The organism is Paenibacillus sp. DMB5 (assembly GCF_001517085.1).
GTDB lineage: Bacteria > Bacillota > Bacilli > Paenibacillales > Paenibacillaceae > Paenibacillus_AQ.
Map to the genome: position 1 here is coordinate 1 of NZ_LRAC01000024.1, position 12085 is coordinate 12085.

Sequence of the window (12085 nt, forward strand, 5' to 3'; positions counted from 1 at the left end):
CCCCTCGGGGGAAATCTGTGCTTAAAAGTGTTTACACAAAATTATTGACAGACCCCAGCATCAAAATGCTATTTTTCATTTACCCAGCTGTTTTAGCTTTAATCTGTTTATTTCAAAATAAGGTAATCGCTCTTCCAGCGCATTACCTGTTTGTATTTGTGATCGGCAATGTGCTGCTGTGTGGCTATTTGTTTTTTGCCGATAGTGCTAAGCTGGAATATTACATGCCCATTCATCTTTTTTTATGGATGTTTTTGTTTTATGAGAGCCATCCTTATTTGTTTTACAGCTCAGCTTTTATTTTTATCGCAGTTTCCATTTATTATCTGGGGCAAAAGGCCATTCAGCCTTGGATTAAAATCCTGTATTACATCACCCTGTTAGCCAGTCTACTAGCGGCATTTGCTCTAAATCCGGTCCTATTATTTACGGTCTGCACTCTATATGCCATCGTGATGGTGCTGCATGCCGAGCTGAATACGATGCAAAAATGGAACGTGATCATAATAGGGTTATTACATAGCTTAGCGATTGCAGCGTGTGCGTCACCGTTTCTTTTTCCTTATCAGGAAAATACCATTTTCACCTTGCCGGTGAGCTTTCTGATCTTTGTTATGTATGTGATGTCAGCGTCGATATACCAGGTGCTGTTTCGCTTTCTTTTTTCAGAAGCTATTTTTTTCTTGTGTATGATAAGTATGATGTTCAGCTACTCTATTGCCAGCTATAAGTGGGTTTATGCGGGTAACAGCAGCCCGTTTGCCGTTTATTTATCTGGCAGCCTAATGTTATTAGTGATCGCATTTGCAGCATGCTTCCATATACAGAGGGTAATCCAAGCCAAGTATGCAATACTCCAGAGCGGACTGGGTGACTGGTTCGTGAAAAAATGGGAGGATGCACTAAGCCAGCGGGAGCAGGGATTGTCGTGGTCCGGCTTTGATTCCAAGCTGGCACCTATTTTACCGAATGACGGCATCAAAGTCTTATATAAGGACAAGGTCATGTATACCAGCGGCGTTTTTCTTGAACCTGAGTTTAAGTCAGGCAAGTCGCTTTATGCGGGAGAAGTCCAGCTGTTGATTCACGAAACTCATACACACCAGTCCTTCACGCCCGGGCACTACTATACGGCATACGCCTTAACCTGGTATATGCAGGACAAGCTTAGCCAATGGGAAGAGATGAGCAGGATGAAGCTGCCGGATGCTGACCAAGGCGGGAATTTCAGTGAGGAGCTGAGGTTCCGCAAAGAGGTAACGTATTATCTGCACGATAACATTCTGCAAAATATCATTGCGACCAAAAATATCGTGGCCACTTTACCAACGGAACAGTCTGCGCTGAAGGAGCTGGCGGTAGAAACCTTGGCGGACCTGAATACGTCGATACGCTCGCAGATGCATGAGATTTATCCGTCTACACTTAATGATTTGTCTTTTGAGCGGAACATTCATATTTTGCTTGATGAGATGCGTAAGCGGTATGGCAGTATTCCTAATCCACATATTCAGTATGAAATCTTCGAGCGGATGGATGAGCAGTCTGCGTATTTATTTTACCGTACGTTACAGGAGCTGCTGGCGAACACCTGTAAATATGCGGAGGCAGATCATATCTGGATTCATTTGTATACCGCAGACTGCTGGATTATGGAAGTGAAAGAGGACGGCAAACCACTCGTGCAGGAGGACATGCAGGGTAAGATTAAGCATCTGGGGATTTCCAGCCTGAAGCAGCAGGCGGGCTCGCTTGGCGGAGCTTTTGAATGGGCCCAGCAAGAGGATTATAAGCTGTTTACACTAAAACTTCCGAGGAGAACACATGAAGGTACTCTTATTTGATGATCATAAGCTGTTTGCCAAAAGCCTGGAAATTGTGATGGCGAATCATATCGATGAATTCCTGTGCTTCCAGACACCGGACAACATAACGGAAATTGTGCAGCAGGAAAAGCCTGATTTGATTCTGCTGGATATACATATGGGCGCGTATAGCGGACTCGATGTGTGCCGGGAGGTGCTATACCATTTTCCTGAGCAGAAGGTCGCTTTTTTGTCCGGATACAACCTGCACGAATACAACCTGGAAGCGAAGCGCATGGGGGCTAAGGGCTTTTTAGATAAAAATATGTCCGTTGAACATCTGATCGACAGCATCAGGCAGCTCCACCAGGGCGGTACAATCTTTATGGAAAATAAGGATGATGATGTGATCGAGGAGCTGACCCCGCGCGAGAAGGAAATTTTACAGTATGCAAGCAACGGGGATACGCAGCAGGTGATTGCCGATAAGCTGTTTATCAGCAGGCGCACAGTAAACAATCATCTAATGTCGATTAACGATAAGCTGATGGTGAACTCCACCGTTGCTGCCATTGTAAAGGGGATCGAGCTGGGCGTTATTAAGCTGTCGAACAATCGATGAAAAGGAGAGAGGCATCTGTTATGGATGCCCTAATTATAGCTTTTCGGGGTCCCCCGCAAAGTACCTGAGCCATCATCCATGTAAGGGTCCACTTTGTGGGGGTGTTTTATTGCGCCAGTGCTGCAGAGGTCTTCTGAGCAAAAATAAAGCGCTGAACACAGACTGCTATGATCACAAGTCCGGCAGAGATAGCGAGCAGGATCACATTATCTTTGACCACACTGCCGAATGCAGAGTTGCCAGTCCAGGCCGCCAGCAAAGCATTTCGTCCGTAGATGACCGGATTAATATAATACACCAGCTTCTGCAGAAACTGCGGGAACATTTCAATCGGGAATGTTAAGCCGCCAAGGAACATCTGGAACATATAAAAAGCTAAGGAGATCGGATTATAGATAGAAGCCTTTCTCAGTATAGAAGTTAGCAGGAACGTAACGGCAAAATGAAAAATCTCAATGACGGCAAGGGTAACAAGGACCGGGATGATATTTTGCATGGGGAATGCGGTTCCCTTATAGAAATAAGTAAACACAATGAAAGCAATAATGACGATAAGCTGAAAGGCAAAGGTAGCCACAAACAAAGTGAAGGAGAAGCAGAGCTCGCTGACACCCATGAACTTGAATTTTTGCAGGTTGCCGCTTTCCCTCGCCTGTACATAAAACGTGCCGAACACACTAATCACTGCGTTGCCAATAATAATGATGATGTACAGCGGGATGAGCAGGTCAGATAAGGACGAGCCGCTGAACTCCACATTTTGCAGCATATACCCGAACAGAATATAGAAGCCGATCGGCATTAAAAAGGCCATAAGCACGGACGATTTATCTCTGAATAACAGTTTGAAATTATATTTGGTTAAGCTTATTACGGGTTTCATTTGGTTTCCCCTTTCTCATCCAGCTCATAGCCAATCATTTTTAGAAAAGCATCCTCAAACGTCCGTTTCTGCAGCTGGATATCATATCCCCCGCATATTTTCAGGTTATCGAATACATCCTTTTCGTTCTCTTCCTTGTATTCAATCATTAGTTTATTGCTTTGCTGCTTATACGCATATTTCAGGGAGGAGAAGCTAAAGCTGGAATCCACAAGACAGGTCGCCACTTTATGCATTGCAAAAGCCTCATTGATAAGATCAGGAACCGTCCCCTGCAGCTTGACCATACCCTGTTCAAGGACAATCACATAGTCGGACAAGTACTCCACCTCGTCTAAAAAGTGGCTGGTCAGCAGCATACTAACGCCTTTTTCCTTGCGGATTTTGTTAAGGAGATCCCAAATCATTCTGCGGGACATAACATCCAGCCCAGTAGTGAGCTCATCCAGAATAATTAGCTTAGGATTGCCGATGGTCGCCAGGAGCACCGCAATTTTTTGTTTTTCCCCGCCGGACAGCTTCTCAAGATATGAATTCTTAAAGGGCAGCATTTGCACACTTTGCAGAAGCTCATCCACCGTCTCCTGGCTATCCAGAAGTTCAATATAGAGCTGTACAATATCCTTTACTTTGGCGTTTTTTTCAAACGTAGAGGTCTGCGTCTGCACCCGGATGTATTTATAGAGCTCCTTTTTGTCAAAGCCGTATGTAATGGAGCCCTCATAGTTTAGGTTTCGCATGATGGCTTGAATCAAGGTGCTTTTTCCTGCCCCGTTATGCCCCACGATGGATACGATGCTGTTGTCTTCAATAGAGAAGGAAGCTTTGGTCACCGCGTTTTTATTGGCTTTATGGTAACGTATGGATACGTCCTGTACATTTAATATCATAGTTGATCTGCTCCCTTCGTTGCTTACAAGAGCTATTCTATATGATTCATGAACAGGGGGCATGAGTAATTTGTGCAAAGTTGAAAAGCAATGAAGTCAAAGCCATTCGGTAGCATGTTACTCCGGCTTAGTCACTGTCATTTATACTTATTAATATAGCTAATATAGTCCCTTGCACTTTGATCGATCTCCTCATCGCTGGCCTGAAAGGAAGCTCCGAAGACTGCGAAATAAGGTAATGCTACTGCGCCTACATGTTTTGCACTGGCTTTGAAAGGCGTTGTCACCTGATCCACGGTAAAAGAAACGGAGCCCTCAGGCAGATAATTTTCCTGCTTATCCCCGATGGACATGGCGAGGCCCAGCTTTTTGCCGTTAAGTCGGTCCCCTTTTGAACCGTAGGCCCATCCGTGAGTAAAGACATCATCAAACCATTTCTTCAGTAAAGGCGGATAGCTGTACCAATATAGCGGGAATTGAAAGACAATATGGTCATGTGCCTCTAATCGTTGTTGCTCGGCTGGAACATCAATGCTCCAGTCAGGATACTCTTTGTAAAGCTCATGAAGGGTAACATCGTTTGGATATTGCAGCAGCTCTTCTTTCCATCTCAGGTTTACCCTTGAACCCTCAAGATTAGGATGTGCCAGAATCACCAATGTCTTCATTATGAAATCTCCTTTAACCCGTATAGTTGATACCAACATTATGTTGCAGGCTTTGGCAAATGAAAATACACACAATAAAGTAAGATGGTTACCTCAAAGTGTGTACTGGACTAGGTCAAACAAGGAATGCGATAATAAATCTTTTAACTGGCTTGATAGATCAGCATGGATGGGGTGTTATTATATGAAGCAATATCATCTGGGCATAGAGGCGACTTTGGAGATTATAGGCGGCAAATGGAAAGCGTTAATCATATGTTTACTGATGTCCGGCACAAAGAGAACCAGCGAGTTACAGCACAGCATTACCGGTATTTCGCAAAAGGTGCTGATCCAGCAGCTTCGTGAGCTCGAAAGGGATGGGCTGGTTAAACGGTTTGTCTATCAGCAGATGCCGCCAAAGGTCGAATATAGCCTGACGGAATATGGGGTTACAGCCAATAGAATCATTGATGTGATGTGCTTCTGGGGCAAAGAGAATATTCGGTTAAGGCAGGAACGCGGAGAAGCTATTATTTTGCTGGAGGAGCAGCCGCCGGAGGTCAGCAATTGATGGGCAGAAAATGGGCCAAAACTCAATTTAAAGAGGCTTTTAAACGGGGACTGGGCAGTTCATATCTCATGTTAAAAGAGAGCAATAACCGTGAAAAGTATAGGGATATTGTTCTTTGGTGCTGTCTTCGTAATACTTGCTACGATACGCAATGTGAAGGCGGGCGTGGAAGCTTTTTATATCAGGCTATTTTTCTTTACGAGAATAAGGACTACTTTGAAGAGGCGATCATCCGCAAATTTATGCAAAAGAATCTGGATATGGGGCTATTCAGTCAGTTGTGCGAGCTTCTGTATCTGTTTGCAGCAGATGGTAGCATGAAGGCCAGAGAAGCGTTATATGAAAAATATAATGCACTGCTCGGATCACTCTCCCGTCGTAACAGTTCTGCTGTAAGGGAAAGCCTGGAATGGCTGTCTGTATGGCTAACCTCTCTGGATGGATTTCCTGCGTTTAAGAGTATTGTTATTCAGTTTGGAGAGTATTCGCTCAATAACAGTGAAGCTGTTAATATGGATTGGTTCTATTCAAACGCGAAAAATAAGTTAGGGGCTAAACGTGTCGATACATTTTTGCAGAGTAATGCGGCTAAATCTGATTATGTAAAAGCTTTTCTAAACTCCGTAATACACACCGTGATGCAGAATGAACGAAGTGTTGAGCCGCCGACACTAGAGAAACTAATTGAAGCAGCAAAAGAAAAGCAGAGCAGGTTCCGCAGCCGGGGGCTGGCACTCCGTTTTTCAAGGACCGCTACAGAAGATGAGCTGCTTAGATTAGCGGAATACGCTGTTCAGGAAACCGATCTGGAAATAAAGCTGGAACTGCTGTGGACGTTTAAAAAGGTTCGTTTTCCGCTGGACGAGCAGTTTATTTTCGAGCTTACCGAAAGTGATAATGAAGCGATACGCGACGTCGCCTTTGAGATGCTGCAGCATGTACCGTCAGACCGGATACACGGCTACGCAATTGATCTGATTAAACAGAGGAAAGAGCTCGCAAATGCGCTAAGCCTTCTATGCTATTGCTATACGGCTGAGGATGAAACGATCCTGCTCGAAGGTATTCAGAGCTTGCCAGTAACTTACGAAGATGGGGAATGGCATGGTGTCTTTATGGACGTTGAAAAGTTATTAGATAACCGGCCGGTTAAAATGAATTCATCCCTATTTATCTACATGTACAGACAAACGCTGTGTTCCTATTGCCGTCATAAACTCATTAAACGTATGTCCAAGAGGAAAATACTCTCCCAAGAAATACTGGAAGAATGCGTGAATGACAGCTACGAGGATACAAGGGATTTTGCGGTACGCAAACTAGGGAAGAAGCCGGGAAAATAGCTGCGGATCGTAGCGTTGAACTCATAATTTTACATAGGGGTGAATAGAGCATGAGGGGAAAGAGGGTAAAACCTATGAACCTAAATGAACTTCTAGATCAGCTAAATCAGGGAGGGATCACGATCGGAGATGGGGCCATCATTGCCGCCGGCGCAGTAATGAATAAGGAAGTTGATGCGAATACCATTGCCGGCGGCGTTCCTGCTAAATTCATTAAAAGGATTGGATGAAAAAAATGGCCATAGGAACTTTGGGCTGCCTAAAGTGCCAGCTTATTCCCAGTAAGGTCTGCCGCTAAAGAGGAACGATTGACCGTTCATATACGCATTAATCTCTCTGCCCGCTAATTTACCAACATGATCAGGCAGCCATTCTTGCCAGTCAGGCAGACCGAGCCAGAAATTCATGGTTTCAAGCTGCGCTGCAATAAAAAAGCCCTCCAATAGCTCAACATAGTTATCCGGTAACGGATAATATTGCGAATAGGATTGAAGCAGCTGTTCTCTAAATGCAGGATGGATATAGGAAAATGTCCAGCCAAGGTCAACCAAATAGTAACCAAACCCGCAAGCGCCAAAGTCGATCGGCCGTACTCCTTTTCCATGAAACACCAGATTATTTGGAATTAAATCCGCATGAATCATTCCCCAATTGCTGGAGGTTCTTTCGATAGTGTTCATCATTGCAATGACTCGTTGACCGGCTTGCTGAAGAAGCGCTGTATCATCGGCGTTAAGCATACCTGCATCAGATCGCTCTCCAAGCTTGTCCAGGGATTGCAATATACGGGAGCTGTCAAAGGAAGGGCGTTCAAATACACTTGGGATGCTCCAATTCGAGGCTTGCCGATGTAGTTTGCCGGTCATTTCCCCTATAGCCGCCGCGTCCTCTACTGTAGGAATAAAAGGCTTCTGCTCACCTTCCACCCATCTTAGTAAAGTACAATTAATTTCGTTCACATTCGTAATGAAATCCCCGTGGTTATTCTTAAAAGTGCCGGCACGGTTAAATCTGTTTCCAGGGCCAAGGCTTGAAGCCAGACCATTTCAGAGCGGATCACTTCCGGCTTACTCCAAAAGCCTTCAAGGGCATCCCCTTTAGATAGATGCAAGCGGAGGCTGTAACTGTTGTTGTCCGGGTCAGTGACCTTATAGATCGTATTTCCGCTTTGCGCTATAAACTCTATTGATTTGCAGGTTATTGAGTAGCTATTTAATGCATCCATCGCGATACTCAAATGTTCATTCAACGCTGAATCACTCCCTCGTACAAATGTATGGGATTACAATAGCACATCTGTTGTTAAGGGAATTATGTAAAGTTTGATTATGTTTGTTTTTGGAGAATCTTTGAGTTCGTCCGCGGCATCCCATTTGGGCCACGCAGCTTCAAGGAGATTGCCCTGGCGAGAGGATCATATGTCGTAAATTAGCTACTACGGGTTTTTTTTCGTCTGATTTGTCGATTTATGCAGACTATTTATCAAAAGAGGCTTATAACCGATATAACTTATATAATATAGTGAGTTTCGTGTGTGCAGAAATAAAGCAAAGGAAGAACATAACATTCATACAGGAGTGGAAGTTTGATGAGGAAATACCAGCAAAAGCAAATGCTTGACTTAATAACAACACTGTATGAGGTAACTGATGAGATCAGTAAGCAATTTTCCAAAAAAAACTTCTCTACTGTAGTTAACCTGCTGGGCGATTGTCAGGATGCGGCAGTGTATATAGGTGAGTTTATAGGGAATTTAGAGATTGAGGACACACGGACGGTTGAGTTGTTAACCGGATACCATACGAGTCTTTATAATATTGCTGTGCAAATTGAGACTGTTAATGCAAGCTTCATTAAGCAGCTGAAGAAAGAACTTTGGATGATTGAAAACAGCATTAAAAATGTGCTCAAGCCAAGCAAAATCGAGGTTGTATTTTTCCCTTACAAGGCGTCCATGTGGGATGCTCTTGAATCAATATGGCTTGCTGCGCAAGCGGATCCCCAGTGTGATGCGTATGTGGTTCCGATTCCGTATTATGACAGGCTTCCAGATGGCCGGTTAGGGCAAATACAATATGACGGACATCAATATCCAGACTATGTGCCGATCGTCGATTGGCAAGATTATAATATAGAGGAACGCCGTCCGGATGTGAGCTTCATTCATAACGGCTACGACGAGTTTAACAGAATTACAGTTGTTCATCCGGATTACTTCAGCAAGAATCTTAAAAACCATACGGGACTGCTGTGCTACTCCCCTTATTTTGTGTCGTCTAATAATAACGTGGATGAGCATTTATGTACTGTAGAAGGCGTTGTCCATTCTGACAGAGTATTTGTTCAATCTAATGAGGTGCGCAGCGGTTACATTCGTGCCATCCAAGCCTTTGAAAAGCAACATAATTGCGCTGGCCGTTTCGGAAATGTGAAGGAAAAGATTGTAGCATCCGGTTCGCCAAAGTTCGATAAGGTAATAAACTCCAAACCGGACGATTTCAAGCTGCCTGATCAATGGAAAAAGCGGATTGAAAAGCCTGATGGTTCCTGGAAAAAAGTAGTGCTTTATAATACATCAATAGGTCCTATACTTAATGGGGATGGCAAGTATATAGCGAAGCTCCGGTCTGTATTAGACACCTTCCGAAACCGTGATGATGTAGCGCTTTGGTGGCGGCCGCATCCTTTAAGTGTGGCAACTTACGGTTCCATGCGCCCGGTTTTCTTTGATGAATATACACAGCTTATTAAGGAGTACCAGTCAGAAGGATATGGAATTTATGATGATACGGCTGATTTGCATAGGGCTTTAAGTATGAGCTCGGCTTTTTATGGAGATGGCACTTCACTAATGCAGATGTATCAATGTATGCCAAAGCCTGTAATGATTCAAAATAGTGAGATGAAAGAACTCACCCTTTCCATAGGCAGTTTGTATGATACAGAGGAATATTTGTGGTTTTTAACGCTGTATTTTAATGGTTTCTTCCGGTTAAACAAGAAGACATGGGATGTAGAGTATATCGGTAGTTTTGAAAATGAAAAGGTATTTGATTGGAGGGTATATCACACCATCCATCAAAGCGGCAATAAACTTTATTTCTCCCCGCATTCCGCTGCGGCTATAGCAATTTATGATTTAACAAGTGAATCCTTTGAATACGTTGAATTGCCATTGCCGAAAGATAAAAAATATAATGACCAGAGTAAGTTTGCGAAAATAATTGAGGCTGAGGGCTCGCTCTATTTCATCCCTTTACAATATCCCGGCATTGTTAAGCTGAAAATGGATGATAACAGTACAGAAATTATAGACAGCTGGGTAAAGCCCGTCCAAAACATTTGCGACCCTGAGTTAGGGTATTTCTCTAACGGTGTTTATAATGAGGCAAAGAGCTCGCTGACTTTAGCATTTTCCAATGCAAATGCAGTAATGGAAATTGATTTGTATAACAACGCTGTAAAATTGAATCCCATAAGCGGTGACAAATGCGGATACTCAGAGATAGTACAAATTGATGGAGTTTACTGGATGGTAGGCTTGAAAAAGCCCGCTTTAGTCAGCCTTAATCCGGATGATAATACAATGACAAATTATTTAATAGATCTCGAAGGAATCCCGTCAGATGGGTTTGGGCTATTTCAAAAAATAATATATTCCAACAATTCTCTATATTTAGTGCCTGCAGAACAACGGCGGATGGTTAAATTCAACTTAGAAAACCATTTATTCTCTTATGTAGATGTGTTTTGTCCAGATATCTTGCAAAGCGATACTCCAGCCGAAAGCATTCGTAATGGTTATTTTTATGTATCTTCAAACGCTGCAGATAAAATTTATCTCACTGATGTGCAAAGCAATCAGTTTATCGAATTTGATCCGCAGAGCGGCTCTTTGCGTCAGGAGAGCATCCCGATTAAGGATAACTTAAGCAAGTTCATGGATTTCCTATCCGCAGGAATAGATCATAAACTCACTAATGCTAATAGCTGTGCACTTTTGGAAGATCCGCATATCTACACGCTTGAAAAATTTCTTAATATGATTTCTCAGCCTGTTCTGGAGCCTTGGCTCCAACAACGGTTAGACAAGCAGGTCGAATTCCGTCATACAGAAATCTTACATTCTGACGGAAAAGCGGGAATTGAAATTTATGAGAAATCTAAAAAGGCGGTATTAAACTCATGAAATATGATTACCTGATTGTCGGCGCAGGGCCCTTTGGTGCTATATTCGCACATGAAGCCATGAAGTGTAATAAAACTTGCCTAGTGATTGATAAGCGTGATCATATCGGAGGCAATATTTATACGGAACAAGTGGAAGGGATTAATGTGCACAAATACGGCGCGCATATTTTCCACACCAATGATCAAGAAGTATGGGAGTATGTTAATCGTTTCGCGACATTCAACCGTTATACCAATTCGCCAATAGCGAATTATAACGGTGAGATATATAATCTCCCCTTTAATATGAATACCTTCTACCGGTTATGGGGAGTTTCCGATCCGGCAGAAGCAGCAAAGATTATAGAGAGTCAACGTCTGAAATGTGAAGCTCCGCAGAACCTTGAAGAACAAGCTCTTTCATTAGTGGGGCGAGATATTTACGAAAAACTGATTAAAGGATATACAGAAAAACAATGGGGCCGTGACTGCAAGGACCTGCCTGCATTTATTATTAAGCGCTTGCCCGTTCGTTTCACTTGGGATAATAATTATTTTAACGACCAGTATCAAGGAATTCCTGTCGGAGGATATACGGGGATCGTTGAAAAGCTGCTTGAAGGCAGCGAGGTCAGACTGAATACGGATTATTTTGCACAAAGAGAAACCTTTGATAATATTGCCGCAAAGACGGTTTACACTGGGATGCTTGATGAGTTCTATAATTATCAGTTCGGTCCGCTAGAGTACCGTACACTGCGATTTGATTCGGAAGTTCTTGATCAGCCTAACTACCAAGGTAACGCTGTAGTAAATTACACGGATAAGGAAACTCCGTTTACCCGAATAATTGAGCATAAGCACTTTGAGTTTGGCACACAGCCTAAAACTGTAGTAACACGTGAGTATTCAAAAGAGTATGAACACGGAGATGAGCCCTATTATCCGGTCAATGATCAAAAGAACAGTGAACGGTATTTAAGCTACAAAGAGCTTGCTGAAAGAGAAGAAAATGTGATCTTTGGCGGCAGACTCGCTGAATACAAATATTATGACATGTGGCAAATTGTCAGAAACTCGCTGGACGCAGTAAGGAAAGAACTGAAGGGAACTCAAGGATAAATCGTTGTCAAATGCAATTGGGGAGGGGA

At 43.2% G+C, this 12085-nt stretch carries 12 protein-coding genes; 7 read left to right on the plus strand and 5 right to left on the minus strand.

The features are described 5' to 3' along the window. The first annotated feature begins 881 nt into the window (after nucleotides 1–881). Together AWJ19_RS34570 and AWJ19_RS05350 are read left to right on the plus strand one after the other, a co-directional pair. Nucleotides 882–1844: a hypothetical protein gene (locus AWJ19_RS34570; RefSeq protein ID WP_128083507.1), complete on the plus strand. Its 963-nt coding sequence runs from the start codon at nucleotides 882–884 to the stop codon at nucleotides 1842–1844. Continuing rightward, nucleotides 1825–2427: a response regulator transcription factor gene (locus AWJ19_RS05350; RefSeq protein ID WP_068722030.1), complete on the plus strand. Its 603-nt coding sequence runs from the start codon at nucleotides 1825–1827 to the stop codon at nucleotides 2425–2427. Before AWJ19_RS34570 ends, AWJ19_RS05350 begins: the two co-directional genes overlap by 20 nt. A gap of 106 nt (nucleotides 2428–2533) precedes the next feature. Here AWJ19_RS05350 and AWJ19_RS05355 read toward each other — a convergent pair whose 3' ends face one another. The 3 genes from AWJ19_RS05355 to AWJ19_RS05365 form a co-directional block, all read right to left on the minus strand. Next, entirely contained in the window at nucleotides 2534–3310 is a 777-nt protein-coding gene (locus AWJ19_RS05355) for an ABC transporter permease (RefSeq protein WP_068722031.1), read from the minus strand. Further along, a complete protein-coding gene (locus AWJ19_RS05360) occupies nucleotides 3307–4200 on the minus strand; it encodes an ABC transporter ATP-binding protein (protein ID WP_068722032.1) in 894 nt (297 codons plus the stop codon). The genes AWJ19_RS05355 and AWJ19_RS05360 overlap by 4 nt, the downstream gene beginning before the upstream one ends. Before the next feature lie 137 nt (nucleotides 4201–4337). After that, nucleotides 4338–4868: an NAD(P)H-dependent oxidoreductase gene (locus AWJ19_RS05365; protein WP_068722033.1), complete on the minus strand. Its 531-nt coding sequence runs from the start codon at nucleotides 4866–4868 to the stop codon at nucleotides 4338–4340. Between the two features lie 184 nt (nucleotides 4869–5052). Between AWJ19_RS05365 and AWJ19_RS05370 the strand changes: the two genes are divergently transcribed. From AWJ19_RS05370 to AWJ19_RS33840, 3 genes are all read left to right on the plus strand, one after another. Beyond that, complete coding sequence (locus AWJ19_RS05370) at nucleotides 5053–5421, plus strand: helix-turn-helix domain-containing protein (RefSeq protein ID WP_068722034.1); 369 nt, start codon at nucleotides 5053–5055, stop codon at nucleotides 5419–5421. Beyond that, on the plus strand, nucleotides 5421–6764 hold the full coding sequence (locus AWJ19_RS05375) for a hypothetical protein (RefSeq protein ID WP_068722035.1): 1344 nt from the start codon (nucleotides 5421–5423) through the stop codon (nucleotides 6762–6764). The genes AWJ19_RS05370 and AWJ19_RS05375 overlap by 1 nt, the downstream gene beginning before the upstream one ends. A gap of 74 nt (nucleotides 6765–6838) precedes the next feature. Then, nucleotides 6839–6994: a hypothetical protein gene (locus AWJ19_RS33840; protein WP_198536470.1), complete on the plus strand. Its 156-nt coding sequence runs from the start codon at nucleotides 6839–6841 to the stop codon at nucleotides 6992–6994. Between the two features lie 42 nt (nucleotides 6995–7036). On the opposite strand, the gene AWJ19_RS05380 is transcribed toward AWJ19_RS33840, so the two are convergent. Both AWJ19_RS05380 and AWJ19_RS36280 read right to left on the minus strand, forming a co-directional pair. After that, a complete protein-coding gene (locus AWJ19_RS05380; RefSeq protein ID WP_241781612.1) occupies nucleotides 7037–7723 on the minus strand; it encodes a phosphotransferase in 687 nt (228 codons plus the stop codon). Next, the gene (locus AWJ19_RS36280; RefSeq protein ID WP_241781613.1) at nucleotides 7720–8013 is read right to left on the minus strand and encodes a hypothetical protein; all 294 of its coding nucleotides are present in this window, start codon (nucleotides 8011–8013) and stop codon (nucleotides 7720–7722) included. Before AWJ19_RS36280 ends, AWJ19_RS05380 begins: the two co-directional genes overlap by 4 nt. Nucleotides 8014–8352: 339 nt before the next feature. Here AWJ19_RS36280 and AWJ19_RS05385 point away from each other — a divergent pair, with 339 nt between their 5' ends. Both AWJ19_RS05385 and glf read left to right on the plus strand, forming a co-directional pair. After that, nucleotides 8353–10953 (plus strand): hypothetical protein, encoded by a 2601-nt coding sequence (locus tag AWJ19_RS05385; protein ID WP_068722036.1) that lies wholly within the window; start codon nucleotides 8353–8355, stop codon nucleotides 10951–10953. Beyond that, complete coding sequence (glf, locus tag AWJ19_RS05390) at nucleotides 10950–12056, plus strand: UDP-galactopyranose mutase (RefSeq protein ID WP_068722037.1); 1107 nt, start codon at nucleotides 10950–10952, stop codon at nucleotides 12054–12056. Before AWJ19_RS05385 ends, glf begins: the two co-directional genes overlap by 4 nt. Nucleotides 12057–12085 lie beyond the last annotated feature (29 nt).